The sequence below is a fragment of the Pseudanabaena mucicola FACHB-723 genome, from assembly GCF_014696385.1.
Taxonomy (GTDB): domain Bacteria; phylum Cyanobacteriota; class Cyanobacteriia; order Pseudanabaenales; family Pseudanabaenaceae; genus Pseudanabaena.
Genome location: NZ_JACJQB010000022.1, coordinates 1 through 21539, shown reverse-complemented (window position 1 = coordinate 21539; position 21539 = coordinate 1). Strand labels below are relative to the sequence as shown.

18 protein-coding genes and 2 tRNA genes are annotated in these 21539 nt (G+C 43.1%); 10 read left to right on the top strand and 10 right to left on the bottom strand.

Annotation, left to right across the window (positions count from 1 at the left end):
- Positions 1-23: 23 nt before the first annotated feature.
- The 4 genes from cysS to H6F41_RS11560 all read right to left on the bottom strand — a co-directional run bounded on the left by cysS (position 24) and on the right by H6F41_RS11560 (position 6606).
- Positions 24-1466, bottom strand: coding sequence for a cysteine--tRNA ligase (gene cysS / locus H6F41_RS11575; RefSeq protein ID WP_190403636.1), 1443 nt, complete (start codon positions 1464-1466; stop codon positions 24-26).
- 132 nt (positions 1467-1598) lie between these two features.
- A complete protein-coding gene (locus H6F41_RS11570; RefSeq protein ID WP_190403635.1) occupies positions 1599-4793 on the bottom strand; it encodes an efflux RND transporter permease subunit in 3195 nt (1064 codons plus the stop codon).
- Between the two features lie 229 nt (positions 4794-5022).
- Positions 5023-5466, bottom strand: coding sequence for a diacylglycerol kinase family protein (locus tag H6F41_RS11565; protein ID WP_408962541.1), 444 nt, complete (start codon positions 5464-5466; stop codon positions 5023-5025).
- Positions 5467-5712: 246 nt separating this feature from the next.
- Positions 5713-6606, bottom strand: coding sequence for a tetratricopeptide repeat protein (locus H6F41_RS11560; protein ID WP_190403633.1), 894 nt, complete (start codon positions 6604-6606; stop codon positions 5713-5715).
- Between the two features lie 347 nt (positions 6607-6953).
- Here H6F41_RS11560 and psb30 point away from each other — a divergent pair, with 347 nt between their 5' ends.
- A complete protein-coding gene (gene psb30, locus H6F41_RS11555) occupies positions 6954-7085 on the top strand; it encodes a photosystem II reaction center protein Ycf12/Psb30 (protein ID WP_071590161.1) in 132 nt (43 codons plus the stop codon).
- Between the two features lie 70 nt (positions 7086-7155).
- Here psb30 and H6F41_RS11550 read toward each other — a convergent pair whose 3' ends face one another.
- Complete coding sequence (locus H6F41_RS11550) at positions 7156-8721, bottom strand: YcjF family protein (RefSeq protein WP_190403632.1); 1566 nt, start codon at positions 8719-8721, stop codon at positions 7156-7158.
- Positions 8722-8909: 188 nt separating this feature from the next.
- On the opposite strand from H6F41_RS11550, the gene H6F41_RS11545 reads away from it, so the two are divergent.
- Positions 8910-9464 carry a shikimate kinase gene (locus tag H6F41_RS11545; RefSeq protein WP_190403631.1) on the top strand — a complete coding sequence of 185 codons (555 nt, stop codon included), beginning with the start codon at positions 8910-8912 and terminating at the stop codon, positions 9462-9464.
- A 45-nt stretch (positions 9465-9509) separates the two neighbouring features.
- Here the strand turns inward: H6F41_RS11545 and H6F41_RS11540 are convergent, their stop codons facing one another.
- Entirely contained in the window at positions 9510-11198 is a 1689-nt protein-coding gene (locus H6F41_RS11540) for an NB-ARC domain-containing protein (RefSeq protein WP_190403630.1), read from the bottom strand.
- Between the two features lie 982 nt (positions 11199-12180).
- Between H6F41_RS11540 and H6F41_RS11535 the strand changes: the two genes are divergently transcribed.
- From H6F41_RS11535 to H6F41_RS11520, 4 genes are all read left to right on the top strand, one after another.
- Complete coding sequence (locus H6F41_RS11535; RefSeq protein WP_190403629.1) at positions 12181-12549, top strand: hypothetical protein; 369 nt, start codon at positions 12181-12183, stop codon at positions 12547-12549.
- Between the two features lie 122 nt (positions 12550-12671).
- Positions 12672-13055: a hypothetical protein gene (locus H6F41_RS11530; protein ID WP_190403628.1), complete on the top strand. Its 384-nt coding sequence runs from the start codon at positions 12672-12674 to the stop codon at positions 13053-13055.
- Positions 13056-13204: 149 nt separating this feature from the next.
- Positions 13205-13648 carry a large conductance mechanosensitive channel protein MscL gene (gene mscL, locus H6F41_RS11525; RefSeq protein ID WP_190403627.1) on the top strand — a complete coding sequence of 148 codons (444 nt, stop codon included), beginning with the start codon at positions 13205-13207 and terminating at the stop codon, positions 13646-13648.
- A 107-nt stretch (positions 13649-13755) separates the two neighbouring features.
- A complete protein-coding gene (locus H6F41_RS11520) occupies positions 13756-14790 on the top strand; it encodes a hypothetical protein (RefSeq protein WP_190403626.1) in 1035 nt (344 codons plus the stop codon).
- Between the two features lie 64 nt (positions 14791-14854).
- Here the strand turns inward: H6F41_RS11520 and H6F41_RS11515 are convergent, their stop codons facing one another.
- Positions 14855-16315, bottom strand: coding sequence for a type IV pilus twitching motility protein PilT (locus H6F41_RS11515; RefSeq protein WP_190403625.1), 1461 nt, complete (start codon positions 16313-16315; stop codon positions 14855-14857).
- A gap of 155 nt (positions 16316-16470) precedes the next feature.
- Between H6F41_RS11515 and map the strand changes: the two genes are divergently transcribed.
- From map to H6F41_RS11500, 3 genes are all read left to right on the top strand, one after another.
- Positions 16471-17316 (top strand): type I methionyl aminopeptidase, encoded by an 846-nt coding sequence (gene map, locus H6F41_RS11510; RefSeq protein WP_190403624.1) that lies wholly within the window; start codon positions 16471-16473, stop codon positions 17314-17316.
- A gap of 92 nt (positions 17317-17408) precedes the next feature.
- Positions 17409-18086, top strand: a complete 678-nt coding sequence (locus H6F41_RS11505) for an SDR family oxidoreductase (RefSeq protein ID WP_190403623.1) — start codon at positions 17409-17411, stop codon at positions 18084-18086.
- Between the two features lie 7 nt (positions 18087-18093).
- Positions 18094-19251: a LysM peptidoglycan-binding domain-containing protein gene (locus H6F41_RS11500; protein WP_190403622.1), complete on the top strand. Its 1158-nt coding sequence runs from the start codon at positions 18094-18096 to the stop codon at positions 19249-19251.
- Positions 19252-19272: 21 nt separating this feature from the next.
- On the opposite strand, the gene H6F41_RS11495 is transcribed toward H6F41_RS11500, so the two are convergent.
- Entirely contained in the window at positions 19273-20046 is a 774-nt protein-coding gene (locus H6F41_RS11495) for a hypothetical protein (protein WP_190403621.1), read from the bottom strand.
- A gap of 92 nt (positions 20047-20138) precedes the next feature.
- Between H6F41_RS11495 and H6F41_RS11490 the strand changes: the two genes are divergently transcribed.
- Positions 20139-20210 (top strand) — tRNA-Ile (locus H6F41_RS11490).
- A gap of 228 nt (positions 20211-20438) precedes the next feature.
- On the opposite strand, the gene H6F41_RS11485 is transcribed toward H6F41_RS11490, so the two are convergent.
- Together H6F41_RS11485 and H6F41_RS11480 are read right to left on the bottom strand one after the other, a co-directional pair.
- Positions 20439-20512: transfer RNA gene (locus H6F41_RS11485), tRNA-Pro, on the bottom strand.
- Between the two features lie 393 nt (positions 20513-20905).
- The gene (locus H6F41_RS11480) at positions 20906-21409 is read right to left on the bottom strand and encodes a hypothetical protein (protein WP_190403620.1); all 504 of its coding nucleotides are present in this window, start codon (positions 21407-21409) and stop codon (positions 20906-20908) included.
- Between the last annotated feature and the right edge of the window lie 130 nt (positions 21410-21539).

Sequence of the window (21539 nt, the reverse complement as noted above, 5' to 3'; positions counted from 1 at the left end):
CGGGTGTTATCAGCTTTTAGGTTTTATGCCTTCAGCCAGCGAGTAGTTCCATCTTTTTGATCTACTAAAGTAATTCCTTTGTCTTTGAGATAATTACGAATGCGATCGCCCTCTTGATAGTTCTTTGCCTTCTTTGCCTCAATTCGTTGCTGAATTAATGCCTCAATTTCTACTTCACTAATGCTTTCTGATGAAGTTTTGCGATCGCAAATATCAGCAACAAAGCCCAAAACCTCAGTCATATAGCTCAGGGCTTTCCACTCCCGCAAAAGTACCTCTGAACTTGCCGCAGCTTTACCAGCATGGGAAATCGAGTTGCGCTCGGCGCGTAACTTTTTGGCGAGTTCAAACACATGGGATATCGCCACCGAAGTATTAAAGTCATCATCCATCGCCTCCTCAAAACCTGCGATCGCATCTGCCACAGAATTGCGATCGGCAACCTCTAGATTTTGCCAACCCAATTTTGTGCCAAAATCCGCTGCAAATAACATACCATCGCGAATCGTCTCCCATCCTTTAGTCGCTGCATTAATCGCATCTTCAGTAAAGTCAATCGGCTGGCGATATTGGGCTTGCAAAATGAATAGGCGGATTGCCATGGGGTCAAAATAGCCAAACAAATCACGAACCGTTTTGAAATTGTTTAATGACTTTGACATCTTCTCGCCATCGATATTCACGAAACCGTTATGCATCCAATATTTAGCAAGGTTTTTACCATAGCCCGCCTCCGACTGCGCGATTTCATTTTCATGGTGAGGGAATTGTAAATCTGCGCCACCCGCATGGATATCAATGGTTTCACCTAAATGCGATCGCACCATTGCCGAACATTCAATATGCCATCCGGGGCGACCATTCCCCCAAGGCGATTCCCAAAAAGGTTCGTTGGGTTTTGCAGACTTCCAAAGAGCAAAGTCAAAGGGATAGCGTTTCTGTTCTTCTTGCTCATCAACTCTTCCACTTGCCCCCGCCTGCATATCTGCAAGTTTGCGCCCCGACAGCTTGCCATAGCTAGGAAATTTCTGCACGGCGTAATAGACATCCCCACCAGAGGCATAGGCATAGTCTTGATCAATTAACTTCTGAATCAAGTCAATAATTTCAGGAATTGACTCCGTAGCACGGGGATAGACATTGGCTGGAGCAATATTTAGCCTTGCCATATCTTCATCGTAGGTGGCGATAAATTGATTAGCAATCGCCTGCATCGTGGTATTTCGTTCCTGCGCCCGCTTCAAAATCTTGTCATCAATATCAGTAATATTTTGTACAAACTGAACTTGATATTTAGTTCCTAAATAGCGTCGAATCATATCCCAAACCACATAGGCTCTGGCATGACCTAAATGGCAATAATCATAGACAGTTACCCCACAAACATACATCTTGACCATCCCCGCGTTGATGGGAATAAATTCTTCTTTGCGTCGGCTGAGTGTGTTGTAAATGCGGAGGGTCATGGGGATTTTTGAATAAAAAAACTTTGAATAAAAAAACGATATCGCACCTGATGTAACGGGCGCGACATAATTATACAGTAGCTAAAATATCGTAACTAAAAAGGGGAGTGTAAAGCGCCCCCCTCATATTCGCTATGGCTTAAGATGATGCACACCGATCTTCATGCGCTCTTCAATTTTTTTGATCACGATGTAAAGCACAGGCACAATAAACAAGCTCAGTAAGGTGGCAACACACATCCCGCCCATTACTGCCGTACCAATTGATTGCCGCGCTGCTGCTCCTGCTCCTGTGGCAATCACCAAGGGAAAGATACCAATGATCGTGGAGAATGCAGTCATCAAAATCGGGCGCAAACGTTGCTGAGCCGCCTCAACAGCCGCCTTGGTAATACTCAATCCCTGCTCTTGCAATTGGTTAGCAAATTCCACAATCAGAATTGCATTTTTACTTGCCATGCCAATCAGCATCACCAAACCGATTTGGGTGTAGACATCATTGGCAAAACTAGGATTAAACAAACTACGTAGCATGACTGCTAACAGCGCTCCCAGCACCGCTAACGGTACAGTCAACATAATGATCGTCGGATCAATATAGTTCTCGTATTGCGCGGCCAGCACCAGAAATACAAAGACAATCCCTAAACCAAAAATAAAGAAGGCGCTACTACCAGAGCCAATTTCCTCAAGGGATAAGCCTGACCATTCGTAGCCAAAGCTTTTGGGTAAGACTTCGTCAGCAATTTTAGTAATCGCATCGATGGCTTGACCAGAACTAACTCCGGGGGCAGTGTTGCCTGTGATCTGCACAGAACGGAACAGATTGTAATGGTTAATAATCGAAGGTCCAACGGTTTGGGTTACGGTTACCAAATTACTGAGGGGAATCATCTGATTGTTACTAGAGCGCACATATAGTTTATTGATATCCTCAGGATTAGCGCGGAACTGAGCATCGGCTTGGATATAGACCCGATAGGTACGCCCAAAGGTGTTGAAATCATTAACATATTGCGAACCGAGTAAGGTCTGCAATGTACTGTAAATATCCTGCAAAGATACTTGCAGCGCATTAGCCTTAACTCGATCAACCTCCACAGTTAACTGTGGCGTATTGCCATTAAAGTTCGGACGCAATCCTGCCAACATCGGACGACTCGGTTCAGGATAGGTACTGGCTTTACCCAAGAACGCTCCCATGGTTTTCTCGATTTCAGGGAAGCCTTGATTTACCTTGTCCTGAAGTTGGAACTCAAAGCCACCATAGTTACTCAAGCCTTGAATCGCAGGTGGTGGGAAGGGAACCACAAAGGCTTCTTTGATCGAAATTAGTTCAGGCAGTAACCCAAAGGGTTGTGGCGCAAATCCACCAATTAGTTCAGTTGCCGATCGCGATCGCTCTTTCCACGGTTTTAGGGTGGTAAAGACAATCCCGTTGTTGGGGGTGTTGCCACTAAAGCTAAAGCCAGCAATCGCAAAAATATTTTCAATTTCAGGATAGGCGGGCTGTCCCTTGTCATCTTTACGACGCAGAATACCCTCAATGTTGTCCAGCACTTTTTCGGTATAGTTGAGCGAAACACCTTCAGGTGCTTGCACAATCGTAATGAAATAGCCCTGATCTTCCTGTGGTAAGAAGCCTCTGGGCACAATCGTATAAACCCAGTAGGTCATAAATAGTGCGATCGCAAAGCCGATCATCACAAAGCCCTTGAACTTGGTGGACTTGCCCACGAGCCAAGCATATTTATCGCGAGTGCCATCAATCACCCAGTTCACCCGATCAAAGAACCAATTTTTATGTTCTTGATTTTGTCTTAGCAATAAAGCCGCCAAAGTTGGCGAAAGCGTCAGGGCATTAAAGGTCGATACCGTAATCGAAAAAGCAATCGTCAAGGCGAATTGTTTGTACAACTGACCTGTGGTTCCGGGGAAAAAGGCGACTGGCACAAATACCGCAATCAATACCAGCGAACTAGCAATGATCGCGCCTTGCAGTTCTTGCATCGATTCGATGGCAGCTTGGATTGGTGACTCACCCTTTTCTTGAATCCGACGGGTGATGTCTTCGACCACCACGATCGCATCGTCCACAACCAGTCCCGACGCGAGGGTTAGCCCAAACAGCGTCAGAGTATTGATATTAAAATCAAGCAGTTTAATAAAAATGAAGGTTCCCACTAGCGACACAGGAATTGCGATCGCAGGAATCAGGGTCGAGCGCCAGTTTTGCAAGAACAAGAAAATAATCACAATCACCAATGCGATCGCAATCAACAAGGAAACAATAACTTCTTCCGTTCCCGCCTCAATAAAAGTAGTGGTATCAAAGGCAATCTCATAATTCAAACCGGGAGGGAAGCTAGGCTTCAATTCCTGCAATACCTTCTTTACAGCTTTGGCAACATCCAAGGCATTCGCATCGGGTAACTGCGAAACCCCTAACCCAATCCCCCTAGTTCCATTAAATCGTAGGGACGATCCATAGTTTTCTGCTCCCAATTCCACACGCCCGACATCTCGCAGCTTAATTGGCGAACCATCACTACTACTTCTAATTACAATTTCTGCAAATTCGTCAATGCTCTTAAGTCTGCCATTTGCCGAAACCGATAATTGATATTGCTGATCAGGCAGGTTGGGTTGTTGTCCAATTTGTCCGACACCCACCTGTAGATTTTGCTGCTGAATTGCCGATGCCACATCCTGCGCTGTGAGTCCTCGCGCTGATAGACGATTGGGATCAAGCCAAATACGCATTGCATATTTGCGTTCCCCAAAGATAATCACATTGCCAACGCCATTGACTTTTTTTATCGCATCAACAATGTATAGATCTGCGTAGTTGCTCAGATATAGATCGTCATACTCTCCTTTCTCGGCATACACACCGATCGCAAACAAAAAGCCTGATGACTCCTTGCTAACTCTGACTCCCGTTTGCTGTACTGGTCCTGGTAAGCGCGACTCCACTGTTGATACACGGTTTTGGACATCAACGGCTGCCAAGTCTTTATTTTTATCAAGATCAAAAACAAGATCCACCGAACTAGTTCCATTATTAGAACTAGTCGAAGTGATATAACGTACTCCTTCAATTCCATTGAGTTCTCTTTCGAGAATATTGGTAACGGTAGACTCGACTACCTCAGCATTTGCGCCAATATAGTTAGCGGTTACGGTGACTTTGGGCGGCGTAATTTCAGGATACTGAGCGACGGGTAGGAGAAATATACATACCGCGCCCAATAGCGTAATTACAACAGAGCAGACCGTCGCAAATACAGGTCTTCTGATAAAAAAAGTAGAAATTGATAGCAGCATGGATAGGAACGAGGAGATGAAAAATTGTGAAGGTGTAACCTAGCTGCTGACTGCAATAAAAAATGCCTTAATTATTAACTCATATAGCAAAGCAAGTTTTACTGAGGACATAAAACCAGAAGATGAGTGGTGGCGCTTCGCGCCGCCACTCGCTTTAGCTAACTCTTTTTTTCTATATTACCTAAAAGTTAATAAGCCTACCTAACATGGACTTTAGGTTATTAAAGCCTTACAGAAAATATTGCCAAATGTATTGCCAAATATGGGGCAATAGTAACACGCATGCGATCAGCAACGCAGCAAGTGCTGCAACTAAAACTGCTCCTGCGGCACAATCCTTGGCAATTTTGGCTAACTGATGAAATTCCCGCCCCACTGTTAAATCGACAACTGCCTCTAAGGCTGTATTTAACAACTCTAGTACCAAAACTAAGGCACTTGTTAAACTAATAATCGCGAAAGCAACTGCGGATATCTGAAAAAATAGACTCAAAGATAATGCGATCGCACCAATGATTAGATGAATCCGAAAATTACGCTGTGTACGAAAAGCATAGCTCACGCCTTGACCAGCATATTTGAAGCTGAGTAGTAAATTCGTCGCAATTTGAAAAGAATCATTACGCTTTGCCGCACCCTGCTCAGATTTTCCCAATTCATCAATCTTGGTCATTGGCTCAATTAAAAAAACTGATTTCAACAAAAATAGTCTTGATAGCGATAAATCATTGTTCATGGAGATTATTTCCCACTGACTTTGCCAAGCACTTGCCAAGATCTTAACTCTAGAAGGCGAGTTTACCTAAAATTATCGCAAATTATTTAAGTAGCTAAGCATAATTAAAGCCCTAAAACCTGTGACACACGCGCAGCGTGCGCCACAGGTTTTAGGGCTTTATATTTAATTGCGCCCAGTTACTTAATTGCCACGAGTGCGGGGAAGTTGACGGGTTGCTAAGTCACTTTCGTCAAGGATTTTCTTTACTTGAGGTTGTTCCAAGATTTTTTTGACATCGGCAACTAAACGATCACCCCACAGATTTTCAACTAAGTAGGGGATTTTGCCATAGCGTGGATCAATTTTCATGGCTTCAACCGCCAGTGCAAGCCCTTTATTGCGATCGCCTTTACGATAAAAAGCAGTGGCTAATGCTAGGGTTGGCTCGGCGGCGAGAAATTCAATTTTTTCAGCCTGTTTTAGGGATGCTTCCCATTTAGCGATCGCTTGATCGACATTGCCCCGCTCATACTCCACTAGACCAATGTTGTTGGTTGCTGCCCAAAACTGATTGTCGAGCGCTAGTACATCGTTATAGACCTTGACGGCTTCATCATAGCGCTTGGTCAAAAAGTAAGCATTGCCCAAGTCAAACATGGCTGCGGGGGCTTTTGGCTCAATGCTTAACCCACTTTTGAGATTACTGATGGCTTCGGGATAGTTTTTGTTGCGGAGATAGGCAGCCCCCAGACTAAACAGAATACTCGGCTCATCTTTTTTGAGATCATGGGCAACTTTCAAAGCTGCGATCGCTTCTGAATACTGCTCTTTGCGGAGGTAGATACTACCGAGAATTCCCTGAGTTTGAAATGCCTTGGGTGCTAGTTGGGCAGCTAGCCGAGCGCGTGGTAAAGCTAGATCATATTGCTCAAATTGAGCAAGTTGTGCCGCCTCCCTTGCCAAGCCAAACGCTTGCTCTTCTAAATTCCCAAAATTAATCCCTGCGGTATGGGGCAGGAGAGCTTGCGCGCATATGGGGGCGGCTCCAAAGCCAACCGATGCAAGTAGTGACAGCAACCAAATTCGATAACGCACAGGTATAACTCTTACCAATTGTGAATGTTTTGAATATACTCCCAATGATAACCCTTCTTCATTAAAACCTGTGAATAACTAACCCCTGTAAGGGGCTTACTCTCTTTCCACTAAAGAAATATACATACAAAACTAAGAATTAGCGTTGCGGTGCGAAGCACCGCAACGCTAATTCTTCACTGGAAGGGCGTAAAAGCTAAAAATGGTGTTGCTATTTTTGTCAATGCTTTACTGAGATTTGCGATCGCAAGCTGCAAATTTTAGAGAGACGCTTTTTTGCGTATCGATGCTTGCTAGAATAACTCTAGAATTTTGTTTGATTTATTAATCATATTTAAGAAACCGCTATGGACTTCGTAACATCCCTATTTTCCAGCATTAATTTTCAGCTAATTTTCCAATTGACTTGCTTAGCCTTGATTGTTATTTCTGGTCCCGTCATCATTTTCTTGCTATCTGCCAACAGTGGCGATTTGTAATTGGCAATTTGTAATTATTTATCAAAAAAGGGGTGGCGCAATGCGCCACCCCTTTTTTGGTTTTTTGTTCTTATGTGCTGACTAAACGTTGGGAAACGCTGTGGATAAAGTTAAAGAAAAACTGCTCGCCTTGCAGAGATTTAAATGTTCTTTGGCAAATTTGCTGAAGGGAATTGATTGCAATGGGATTATCACTAATTGCAGTTTGGGGTTGTTGCTCTAGGTATTCGATGAAGCTCAGACCGCCAATGTGGGTGAGATAGGCAGCCGTGATCGCTTGCACCGAGCCACCGAGTGCGTAGGTAATTGCATTGACCTTAAAGCAAGATGCGATCGCAGAAGTCGCAATTTCGACACAGCCAAGTTGCAAGAGTTGTTGAGCGAGGGTGACTGCTAGCTGTTGGGCTTGTTTAAAACTGAGGGGACGGTCATAAATTTTGGCAAGATCGAGCAACATTTGCGTATTGATCGCTGCACCTGCTAATAGATCAAGGGCAGGAATTGGATTAGCAAATACGGTGGTGGCGGCGACTAGTTGATAGCGATTAATCAAAGTTGCTGCATCTTGACGACGTTCTAAATTGATTGTGCCGTTAATTTCTTGCCACAGGTTTTCAATCTGTAATTGTGTATTGCGAATTAACAAATCCTCCCATTCATGGGACAAAATCGATTCGATTCTTTCCTTTAGACTGCTCACGTCGGGCGGTACATCTTCCCACCATTCTTGCAAGGTGGCGCTATCAGCACTATCGGCATTAGCATATTGACGCACCTTGATCGGTGTGGGGTGAGCGCATATCGCCACGATATCGATGGGCGCAAGAGTGGTCGTAAATTGTTGGGTGCGTTCCTTTAATTTTGCTAGAACCTGTTCGCGATCGCAGGGTAAATATAGGTCAGTTTTATTAAATGCCAAAATTACCCGCTTACCCAAATTCGCAAGGGAATCTAACTCGCGGTATTCACTATTTGTTAAATCTCCTGCGGTCACAAATATGATCAAATCGGAGTTACGCGATATTTTGAGAGCATCCAACTCTCTTTGCTGACCAACTGCACCCATTTCTTGGATGCCCGAAGTATCGAGCAGAGAAATTTGCCGTTTGAGTTTGGTCTCTGAGTTTTTGTTGGCGTTTTGATGGATAACCGCCGCCGCTTCCAAATCTTGGTAAGTATATTCTTGGCGAGTGATAGTGGTGCCGATCGCTGCTCCAGTTTTGCCAACGTTGCGCCCTAGTAAAGCATTAATGACTGAGGTTTTGCCTGCCGAGCCTGTGCCAAAAATAACGATCCGAAAATGATTTTTTTGCAAGTCATGGCTAATTTGTTGGGCTTGAGCATTGAGGGACTGGCGTTTAAGCAGATCACTAATTTTTGCGATCGCAATTTGCGCTTGGTCCAATTGCTTAAATAAATAGGCGCGATCGATGACTATGGGTTTATCTAGCACGGCGGCGAAACTCTGGCGCACATTAACAAACAATAGTGTGCCACCCACCATCATTGTGGTAATGCTCAAGAGATGCCAGTCATGTTCAAGGGAAAATAGGGCATTGGCGATCGCCACTATGCCAATGATGCCTAAGCCTAATAGCAATTTTTTACGAGACAAGACTGTGGGAGAGTTCAGCATTCACGTTCACTTTAATCACCAAAATAGCAATATGCTTAAACAGAATATAGGACATAAAACCAAAGGATGGGTTGCGGCGCTTTGCGCTGCGACTAACTGCTTGGGTTTCATTTGTCCCAGTCTATGCATAGGTTGCCAATAAAGATTTTAGGCGATCTTTTCAACAAAGATACTTAGATTCAAATTAAATGCTTAACGGAACGAATATATTTTTAATTGGGATGATGGGTGCAGGTAAAAGCACTATCGGCAAGCTTTTGGCTCAAAAATTAGGCTACAACTTTTTAGATACTGATCCACTAATCGAGCAATGTGCAGGGAAATCAATTCCTGAAATATTTGCCAACGATGGCGAGGAAGCCTTTCGCGATCTAGAGCAACAGGTACTCGCACAGGTTTCGTCCTATACCCGTTTAGTAGTGGCAACAGGTGGCGGCGCTGTGATGCGATCGATCAATTGGTCTCATTTACATGATGGCATTGTTGTGTGGATTGATGTGCCGATCGAAAATTTGCATTCTCGCCTTCAAACAGCCTCGGAGGTACGCCCATTGCTAAAAACTGCCGATCCTTTGCAAACTCTTACGGAGATTTATAATCAACGCCGCGATCGCTATGCCCAAGCCGATATTTCGATCATGGTTACAGGGAATGAAAGTGCCGCAGAGGTAAGTGAGCGACTATTATCCATGATTGAGACAAGGATTGCTCCCGATCGCCTCAAACAAGAAGAGTCAGATTAAATATAAAAGCTTGGTGCACACGCAGTGTGCGCCAAGCTTTTATATTTACATGGTCAAACGAGGATCTCGATCCATTGGCTCATCAAATCGATTGAGGCTCTTGTCGTAGGCACTTTGAGATGCTTTCCAAATCTGGTGAATATTTGACTGGGCATACCCGATCGCAGTTTTGCGATCGCACAAAGCTGTCCATAGTTGATTCAATGCATCTTGTAAAGCTGCGGCAGTGCCATAATGGGCAGCCAATCGTTCCGTTAGTGGTTCTAAAATTTGACTGATTTGTTCGGCGCGAGTATAGTCGTCAGCGCGTTGTTGGACAAGGGCATAGCTAATTAAGAAATCAGGCTGATGCTGGGTAATCGCGGCAAACGCCATATCAACCAAATGACAGGTCATGTATTCCATAACCAGAGGCTGCTGTTTAAAAGTAATGCCATCCTTATCAATCAGTGATCGCCCATGCAAAGACATAGTGGCTTCGAGAATTTGCGATCGCAAAATCATCGGTACAATGTCGTGCCACAAACGAGTTGCGGTAGTTGCGCCGCGCTCAATGGCAATCCAGCACATAATTTGCTTTTCTAGCGGCGACAACCTTACATATTGCTGAGTCATCAAGCTACGGATATTGCCAAAGACCATGGCATCTTGAAGACAAAACTCTTGGATATCTCCATCAAAACCGTTCTGAATCAAGTTTGCCACAGTGGACAATGCCTGAGGGTTGCCACTATAAAACTCGATAAGCTGAGTAACTTCATCGCTGTTCTCCAAATCTTTGCCAAAAAGTTGACGGGCAGATTCTCCTAAACCAGTTAAGCGTAGAGACTGAACAATGGGATTGCCAATTTGGGTTGGCAACACATCCGCAGGTTGTTCTCGGCTAGTTAAAACCAAGCAACTTTGATGACGAATTTGGGCAAATTGACGAAATAATTCGCCGTAGCCTTCATAGCCTTCGAGATACTGGCTAGTCTCACCATTGCCTAACACTGCTTCGACATCATCGAAAACAATCAAGCATCTCCATTGCTTCAAGCATTGAATCAATAGTCCAAACAACTGATCAAGATCTTGGGGAATATTTGCGATCGCTTGATTTGTAAAAAAGCTGATTAATTCAGCAAGCAATACTTCTAGCTTTGGTGTATGGGCGAGGGATCGCCAAATAATGCGCTGAAAATTTGGTTGCACCTGCTCAGCCAATTTTGCCACAAAGGTAGTTTTACCAATGCCGCCCATACCAATCACATTAAGTAGCCGACAGTGACTATGGACAATCAAATTTTCGGCAATTTCCAAGTCTTGAGTGCGCCCATAAAATACAGAAGTATCAATTGCATTACCCCAGTCACAGAAACCTTGCTCAGAGGAAACACCCGCATTCACGAAGTTAAATACTTCGCGGGCGTTATGTGTGGCGACAGCCCTATCAGTGACTTCATGGTTAATCTCAGGCTCAGGCAAATGAAAATGCTTGGCGTTAGCACTAATCACAACTTGCAAATTTTTCTTGGTGATTTTCTCACCAAAAGTTGTGCTGAGTAAATTCCATAAACGGTAACCAACGTCGCGCACATAGGAAGGGTCATAGCCACAGAGTTCGGCAATCTCTTCATAGGTTTTGCCTTCCCACGAATAGAGAAGTACTTTCTGCTCAAGATCTTTGAGTCGCTTGCGTCCCATTGCCGCGTAAATAATTTTTGACGCATCGTCAAAGGAAATGATAGTCATCGGGATAATTCCTGAAATCAAATTTTATGTCTGGATTCAATCGATCATGATGGGAGTAATTCCGACTCTCATCTACAAGCTGCTATATTGCAAAATATAGATAAACGAATTTGGCAATTTCTTGGTGTAAGAAATTACTTGAGAATGTGGTCATTCCATGTGCAGTTAGATTAAATTAGGGACTATGGACAGCTAATTAAAAACTGTCTAATAGCCGTAAATGCTTGAGTTCAAACCTACAAGTATGACTCGACTCTTTGAGTAATGTTAAGTGATGCGCGCAAGAGTAAGAAATTGCCTTTTTATTTCTGGCGTAACTCATCTACCCATGAGTTACATAGACATTGGAACGCTGTACTGGCAGTATTTGCGATCGCAGTTGTTTATTCATAAAGCTTAGCTCCGTTAACTCCTCTAAAAAAAACATGTCTCGGTCGGATGGATAATATCGAAAGTTATGATAACTCTCAAAATTCAAACAAATAGTGCTTAATATTGCTATTTATCTGAATTTTGGTCTCTGATTTAACAATACATGAAAACCAAGCGCATTACTGATGAAATATTACTAATTACAGCAATTGTCATTAGTTACAATCAATATATTCTTGTTTTTCACGTTAGATAAATAGCACATATTTTTGTATTTGCAACATGTTTTTGAACTTTTTATAAAACTTATATGTTTGTTTTATATATGTAAACGCTCGTTGTTTGTAAAAGATATTTTGGGGTTAACTTGTCCATAAATATGTCATGAATCTGTATGAAATATAAATGCAAATCTTGCAAGGACAGAGCTTGTAAGTAAAAACTCAATTTCATGCATTTTCTGACATAGACTCTGATCTTTTCTTGTGTGCAAAATCTGCCTTGACAACTATGCTGGCTGTCAGCCGAAGTCTGTCCAAATTGGATCTAAATTCCAATGTCTCCCACACTTCCTATTCCATGAGTCAAATTCGAGTAGAGGCATTGAAATATGAGAGTTGCCAATCGTTTGCCGTCACAGCATATTGAGCTATTACTTCTCAATTCGCCATCCGCAACCTCACGAGGTTCTCTGCGACCACATATTGCCGCTCGCTTTGATCAGGTACTTGATGAAGTGGAAGAATTCTTACTGACTTGTAATCACGAAGAGGTGTGTGCTTTCTGGAACTCACTTAATCAGTTGCGTCAATGTTTACAGCATCCGCCCTGCCAATCGGAAGTACCGCAATTTCTAGCTTTTAGACGGAAGCAACGGGACTTTGATCGAATTCTAGAAGTTCTCGCTGATCTGCCCTACCCCAAAATGCATCTATCTAATTATTTAGATGAACCGTCAAAGATACACACACTAAGCTAGCTGAACAAGGGGCTGAAGCCCCTTGTCTGTAAATCACCAGTATGAGAATTGAGAATTGCTGTATAGCAGTATCGGCATTATCAAAAAAAATTTAAACCATAACTTATTGATAGGAAGAATATATGCAAGGTGATGCCTTTCCTACTCCACCAATTTATGCCCATCATTTTCAACCAAGGTTGATTAAAAGCCATTCTGAACAGTACGAAGAAGAGAGCTTTTATCTGAATCATCTGTTGAGTAAAATTGAAACTTTGATGACAGAATGCTCATTTGAGGAATCGAAATCCTTTTGGGCGGCGGCTGATCGCATGAAGATCAAGCATCAAGTAATTGAATCGATGCAAAAAATTGAAAGCCTATTTTTAGATTTAGCAACTAACTCCATTGATGCGCCAGAGTTGATTGAGGAGCTGTCTCAAAGCTTGCTCTATACCAATGAAAAGTCTAATCGCCACAGAAAATTAGACATGCCTAGATTTCCTAGACTGACTGATATTAAGTAGTCCAGCATAAATAACCTTAAAACCCAGAAGCGTGAGTTGCCTACTTCGCGGGCGACTCACGCTCTGATTTTTGGCTTTGAGGCTAGCACTTTGCAATGTAGAATTATGGCGATCAATCAAATAACTCTAAAATTGCGGAGTGTATCTCTATGGCTTTACAAAACGGCAAACGTGCGGCCGGTGGTTTTCTGAAGGACTTTCGGGAATTTATCTTGAAGGGCAACGTCATCGATCTCGCTGTCGCCGTGATTATTGGTGGTGCTTTTGGCAAGATTGTGACCTCTTTAATTGAAGATATCATTACGCCTGTAATTTTGAACCCAGCCCTAAAAGCCGCTAGGGTTGAAGACTTGGCAAATCTCCAAGTTCAGGGAATCAAGTACGGCTTGTTTATTTCTGCTGTAATTAATTTCTTGGTAATTGCCTTTGTGATTTTCTTGATGATCCGTTCCTTTGAGTCAATTAAACGCAAAGCGAAACGTGAAGAAGCGATCGCAGAGGCTAATGCTGAAGCGGTAGAAACCAAGCCAGATCCTCAAGAACGTTTAACACTTGCTGTTGAGAGATTAGCGGAAATTATGGAATCAAAGTAATTAACTGCTGAGCTACTTATCTCAAAACAAATCATCCTATGGCGTGTATCTATTTTGAGATTTAGAGCTTTATTGATGGGAACGATCCTGCTAGCCTGCTCTTGATAATGCTATTTAGACAATTCACAAAACAATTTCAGCGCTTTCTTTCCATAGCTTCTGTACTAATAATTGCGATCGCAGTTAATGCTTGTAATAGCGATAATCAATCCAAACCTAATCAAGAAACAGCAAGTAGTCAAGCTATTCCTGTGTTCCTATTACTGCAATCATCCCCTGATGGCAAGACTATCGAAGGTGTTGTGCCATCGGATTTAGTCGAGCAATTGGGAAGCTTGGATCGAGTTGTGAAGTCTATTCCTGCGGGAAGTAATTTTACATTAACTCAATTTGGCAAGCCATTGGGAACATTTGCCATCAGTGAAGTTAAAGGTTCGGAAACCTTTGGTGCGATCGCTAGCTTTAAGGTGCAAACACCTCCAGAAAAGAATCAAGATCAATCTGGAAATCCATCTACAAAGTCTATTGATTCTGAAATATTGCGCCAAACAAATTTAACAATTGTGGCGAGTGATCAGATTGATCCCAGTGGCGATCGCAATTACTTTTTTAACTGCCCTAGCAAAATTCAACCCCTTGTATTGGCTAAATCTCGCAATCTATTCGTAAAGTTAGGCGCAAATCAAGAGTCAACATCACAAATTGCGATCGCATCGCTAACCTGTGCCGATCTCGACAGCGATAATCAGCCCGAAATCATTGCAGGATTGCGCCTTGATAATGCGATTCGTCCCGTTGGCTTTGATACTCAGGCATGGCAAGAATTTTTATCTCTGCCCGCCCTCAAGCGACAGGAATATAGCATGTTAGTGATGTTGCGTCGTGCTGCTGATAATGACTGGGTAGCTGAGCCAATCTTGACTCACACAAGGGCGCTATCCTATATCAATGACAGTGTGAGTAGCTATGCACTATTTGGTATTCAGTCTCTTAATGGCGATCGTTATCCCGAAATAGTAGTTCAGGAAATTGGCTTAAATTCCATTGATGTACATGTATTTACGCCGAGTGTTGATGCTGTGGGCAAGTGGCAATGGCGTAGTTATTATCGTAATCAGCGCTCTTTAAATATTTTTCAATAAAAAATTGAGCCGTCCGCGTAGCGGACGGCTCAATTTTTTATTTTAGGAAGTACAACTTCTTGATTTACATCCGACCACGTAGCATTTGTGCCATTTCATTGGGCTTAGGAGAGTTCTCTACTGCTGTCTCTTCAGTAATGCGACCATCCTCATAGAGCTTATAGAGAGATTGATTCATATTGACCATGCCCTCATAGGTACATTTAGGAATGATCGCCTCAATTTCATCTACATCACCACGCTTGATATAGTCACGAACTGCATCAGTGTTGATCATGATTTCATGGACTGCGGCTCGCTTACCATCAGTGGTTCGCACCAATGACTGCGCGATAACACCCACCAATGACTCGGCAACCTGAATCCGCATTGGCCCCTGCTGTTCAGGTTCATAGAGATTGAGAATACGTTCAATCGTCTTAACCGCGCTATTGGTGTGTAGAGTTCCAAAGACCAAGTGACCAGTTTGAGCCGCTTTGAGAGCCGTATTCACGGTTTCCTTGTCGCGCATTTCCCCAATTAGGATGATATCAGGATCTTCGCGCAGCGCTGCTTTAAGAGCATTATCAAACTTGAGAGTATGGATACCAACTTCCCGTTGTTTGATGAGTGCTTTTTTACTTTGGTGGACAAATTCAATCGGATCTTCGATGGAAATTAAGTGTTTCTGCATCTCCGAGTTGATGAAGTCCACCATCGCTGCCAAGGTTGTCGATTTACCTGAACCTGTTGGGCCAGTGACCAAAATCAAACCTTTGTGGGTATAGCAAAGTTCGCGGAATACCTCTGGTAAGCCAAGCTGATCGATCGACAAAATCTTGAGGGGAATTAGTCGCAACACCATCGCTGCTCCGCGTAACGAATCAAAAATATTGATTCGACAACGGGCAAATTCGTACTGAGTTGCACCGTCAAACTCTAGGGTGTCGCGAAATTGCTGGATTTGTTTCTCATCCATAATTTCCGTCAACCAAGTGTCAAAGGTTGGTTTGTCTGGCACAGGATATTGCTCCTGTGTCACCATCAACCCTCGACTACGAAATCTAATTGGCTCATTCACGCCCGCATGAATATCGGAGCATCCTTGCTCATGGGCATCTCTGACAATTTGGGCAAGGGTGGGTTGACCAGAACTGCGTTGTAAAATTGCGGGAACACCAATCCCTGGCAAGTTTGGTGGCGGACCTGGACGGATAGGAGGGCGAGGATTTGGTGGTGGTGGCACACTCGTAATTTGTGTATCCGTAGGAATTGATAATTGAGCTTGCCGTGCGGCGGCGGCAGCCCGTGCCTCTTGTGCCTGTTTCATTTTGGCTTGCTGCATGGCTTGTTGTTGGGCAGGACTCATTGTCCTTGCCTGTGCAGCAGCTTGGGCTTGTGGGTTTGGAGGAGCTTGCGGATTGGCAGGAGGAGGTGCAACACGTTGCTGGGCAGGTGGCGGTGCAGCAGGATTTGTGCGGGGGGCTTGTGGCACACCGCCACCAGAGGAATTTGGCTGTGAGGGAGGTATCCCAGATTGCGTCATAGTTGAACCTCGAAAATTGCTGTAGTTAGGGATTGAGTTTGATGAGGAGCTTTTTGCTGTGTCAATTCTGCTATTTGACCTAAAAATAACCAATCCTGTTACTTAATAGGCTAAAAATATATTAGCCCTTGTAAATACTATCCCTCAAATAATTAATGAATATTCTCAGTGCCCTGCGATCTAAACCGAGCGCAGAAAGCAAAAAACCTGCTAAGCAATCGACTCCTAAGCAAACAAAAGGTATTGAAATTAAGTCTCAGCGTGAGTTGGACTACATGCGTGAATCGTCGCGGATTGTCGCCACTGTACTCAAGGAAATTTCGGAGATTATTGCTCCGGGGATGACCACTCTAGATCTGGATGCCCATGCAGAAAAAAGAATTCGTGAGATGGGTGCTGTCCCTAGCTTTAAGGGTTATTGTGGTTTTCCTGCCAGTATTTGCTCTAGCATTAATAATGAAGTAGTACATGGCATACCTAATGCTAGAAAGGTGATTAAGCTCGGTGATGTGGTCAAGATTGATACTGGTGCTTTTAAAAACGGTTTTCACGGTGATTCTTGCATCACGATTGCGGTGGGTAATGTGAGTGAGAAGGCAGCTAAGTTAATACGTGTCGCCGAAGAAGCTCTGTATAAGGGGATTGAGCAGGTTAAGCCCGGTAATTGTATGCTCGATTTGGCTGGGGCAATCGAGGATCATGTAAAGTCAAATGGTTTTGCGATTGTCGAAGATTTTACTGGGCATGGGGTAGGTCGGAATCTGCACGAAGAGCCTTCGGTATTTAATTTCCGTACCCATCAGTTGCCCAATGTTCGTTTTCGCCCCGGGATGACCTTGGCGATTGAGCCTATTTTGAATGCTGGTTCTAAGCGAGTCAGGGTCTTGGCTGATAAGTGGACAGCGGTAACCGTTGACAATCAACTTTCGGCACAGTTTGAGCATACTGTGTTGGTTACTGAGACTGGTTACGAGATTTTTACCGATCGCAGCAAAGTTTAATTACATAATAAAAAGATAAATAGAGGGGGTGCTTTGCGCCCCCTCTATTTATCTTTTTATGCCCACGCAAGTCAAATAATGTATGTGAGTTTATGCAAAATATTTTTTTAGCAGGTGCGAGCCGTGGCGTTGGGCGCGAGATTGCCAAACTGTTACTAGAACATGAGCCACCATCTGTAAGCCTCACAGTTCTCATGCGAAATCCTACCTATACCGTTGAACTAGAAGCTTTGGGTGCAAAGGTGTTGTTGGGAGATGCCTTGAACTATGCAGATATTGAAGCGGCAATGTTACAGAAAAGTGCAATCGATATAGTGATTACGACTATGGGCGGATTACCGAGCGATCGCAGTGAACGAGCCGACTGTGAAGGCAATAAAAATCTGATTGATGCTGCGGTTAAGGCAGGAGTCAAAAAATTTATTTTGGTGTCTTCGATTGGTAGTGGCAATAGTGTGGTGGCGATTGCTCCGCAGGTATTGCAGACCTTGGGCGCAATTCTCAAAGAAAAAGAAAAAGCTGAACAACATCTAGTTGCCAGTGGCTTAGCCTACACGATTATTCGTCCTGGGGGATTGAAGTCCGAAGTTGCCACAGGAAATGCTGTGCTGACGGAAGATCCTACGGTTGCAGGAATCATTCATCGTGCTGATGTCGCAAAACTAGTTTGCGATTGCATCAATTCTGACAAGGCGAGTAATAAAGTCTTTTCAGCAGTTGATCGTAATATGCTGTTTAAGCCATTAGAGTTTGAGGCGTTCGAGTTGTGAGATAGCTATGCAGGAATATATTGTTAAAGCTGGAGATACACTATCTGCGATCGCAAAACGTTTTTTGGGTGCAAATGGTGATTGGCGCGAAATTGCCCGTCTCAACAACATTACCAATCCTTCAAGTTTGCAAATCGGACAAAGACTATTAATTCCAAGCGCGGCAAATCTACCTAATCCGCCTAAATCTGAAGTGGTGATGGTGAGGAATACCTTGCAAGGAGTTTATCCACCCAATAAAATTGCCATCTCTTTTACAACTGTTGGTAGCGATGTGATTGCTAAGCTGTCAAATACAGGTCAGCAGGAAGCATTTGCGAAAACAAGAGATCTCGGCTTGTTTCGGGTAGGTATTTTTAAACTACGCGACTTTATCGCCTATGGGTCAGGGCTATTGCAACAGTTACAACTCAGTAGTTCGGAAATTAAAGTGATGCTAGTTACATCCGCTAATGAAGGTAGCCTTGATGCGATTAACACTTGGGATAGTCAGTATTTGAGCTTTGGGATCTTTCAATGGACTTTAGGAACAGCAGGACAACAGGGAGAGTTACCTGCTTTGTTGACAAATTTAAAAAGGCTTTATCCGTCGGAATTTCAATATTATTTTGGTCAATTTGGGCTTGATGCCACTTCTTTAGATGGGGTTACAGGTTGGTTATCCCTCAATGGCAATCGTCTGGTTAATGCCGCCGACAAAAATCTGATGCGTCAGCCCCTATGGGCATTGCGATTTGCGATCGCAGGCATGGATGCGTTGGTGCAATCAGTGCAGGTACTCCACGCCATTTCCCGTTTAGATCGCTTTTACTTTACCCCCACGCCAACTTTGCAAGGATTTGCCTTGTCACAGATCTTAAACTCGGAATTTGCGGTGGCGCTACTGCTCGATCATCACGTCAACCGTCCTAGCCATGTTCTGCCCTGTGTGGCTGAGGCAATTTCGCGATCGCGTTTAACCCCTGCCCAAATTACTCAAAGCTCTGCTGATTATGAGTTATTAATTATTCAAAACTATTTAGCTGTTCGGGCAACCTTTGGCGGCGCAAGTGCCATGACTAAATCTCAGGAACGTGGTGAATTATCTAGACAAGCTGTTGTATCTGGCAATCTAGCTGCACAAAAATTTTCTTTTCGTTCTAATCGTCAACTTAGAGCAAAATAAGACTATTTTCTGCCTTTGCTATTAGCGTCGATTGGTTTCTATAGGTCTGCTGGGTTGTGGCTCAGCGATAAAGAAGCTTCCATTGGGTGACGATGGCACTATTTCTAATACTTCAATTGTGACTTGATTCGGAGAAGCTTCAGTTTGTTCTTGCCACCTACTAACCATAGGGGTCATCTGCATTGATGTAGATGGCGTTGATAAAGCTGCTGATGTAAGAGATGCGTTGCTGTCATTGCTAGCAATTGGTTGCTCAAAATTGCGGTTATAAACTTGACTGCTGCTGTATACCCTCTGCCTTAATGCTGCAATCCGATTCGCAATTCTTTCATCTGCATTAGCAGAAATGGCGAGGGGGTCACGCATGGATGCATAGGCGCGATCAACTTTCGCAGCAATGCGCTTGCGATCGCTAATATTTGCCTTGGCAACGAAAGCTGGTCTGGTCAACCCGCCTAACTCTTGCTGCGATCGCAATTTCATTGCGTCAATGGCTTGCGACTCGTCTAACAGAAATGAATTACTAGAGGTGGGTTGATTGCTTGGTGATGGTTTGGGAGATGTTTTAGGGGAAGAATTAGGATTTGCGATCGGTGTGGGATTTGGTAGTTTTACACCTGCTGGAGCTGGCTTGACACCTTCAAGTGCTTGTTTGCCAAAACTGTAGGCAACTATACCCGCAGTTGCACCGACACATAACATTGCTAATAGCACTAATAAACTGTAGCCAAGCCTAAATTTTTTAGGTGGCTTTTTTTTCCTGCGGGGAGATCTTTCTGCTTTAGGTGTTGCCATTAGAAACTTATTTAGCTAATAATTGCTATCAGGCAATCTACAAGGTGGCTTGTTGATAGCATATAATACTTACGTCTATAATCACAATATGACCAAGGTTGGCTGACTGGTAAAGCAAACGACTCATAATCGTTGATATGTCGGTTCGATTCCGACACCTTGGATTAGCTAAACAGCACAATAGAAAAATATAAAGTTTGGGTTTGCTATAAACCTTTGCGTTCTCTATTCAAGAAAGGAAAGCCCATTCGATTACCCCAAGCTTATATTTTGTAAAGCGCCCATGGTTGCAAAAAAAATCTCTCTTCAGTTGAATAGAAAAGAAAGATAGCGGCTTATTGAATTTTTTATTAAAAGGCTCTATATCTAAAAGATGTAGACCCTATAACTAATCGGAATGTTGGGATTTGAACCCAAGACCCCCACTACCCCAAAGTGGTGCGCTACCAAGCTGCGCTACATCCCGTTGCATTTTTGATGCTTTCCTATCATAACATGACTGTTAGCAAAATTTGCAAGTTTTTTCAAACTTGTCAGTCGATAATGCTATAAGCCGAACACATCAAGGGCTTGATGTAAATTCTAAGGGTTGTGAAAAATAAACGCTAAATATAGAGCCAAGCGCTGTATTTTTGACTGTCAAGTTGAACAAGGTGCGCCAACGTAATGTAACGAAACTTATTCAATCAAGTTAGACAACTACAAAATTCACCAACTTTTCGGTAACTGCGATAACTTTTTTTTGATTTCCTTCCCTTTCAGATACTTCTGTGCCGCTTCTGAACTACGCGCATATTCTTCCAATGCCTTGCTCATGATTGCTGTCGCTAGGTAGTTCTTAAAGCCTATGGTCTACCCATCAAGCAAATTTACGCAACATTTTGAAAAAGTAGGGAATATGATATTTCGCCGCAGATTCATCATCAGTTTGTTTTGCATAGAATTCTCTAGCAATTTCTAGTGAGAGTTGATCTCTATAATCAGAAATATCTCTACTCCATTCATCTCTTGGTTGCACTTGCTCCCAATATTCTTTTTTCACTTTTCGGATAGTTAGCAAACTAAAAATTAGTTCATGTTTTCTATTCTCATCTTTAGCATTTTGAAATTCATTTATCCAGCTATCTTTGAGTTTATCTATCCCACTAAAATCTAGTCCGCTACAATGATTAATGCGCGAACAAGCGATTACAAAGTTAGCTTGTAAATCAGCGTTTGAACATAGATCTTGAGACATTTCGAGATAAATATTTTCAAGTAGTAATTCGCTGTCTTTGTAAAGCGGCTGGATGGAATATCCATCAAATATTGATTGCAGCGCTGGGACTAAAAAGTATGCTTCTTTATGAATCAATCCTGTCACTAATATTTCATGAGGAGCTTGATCATTATTAGAAGGTATTTGTAAAATAAATATTAAGGAAGAGAACAAAATAAAACTCAGGGGAGAAAGTAGAAAAAAAGCAAAATGACAAAATGTCTAGGAAAAAATA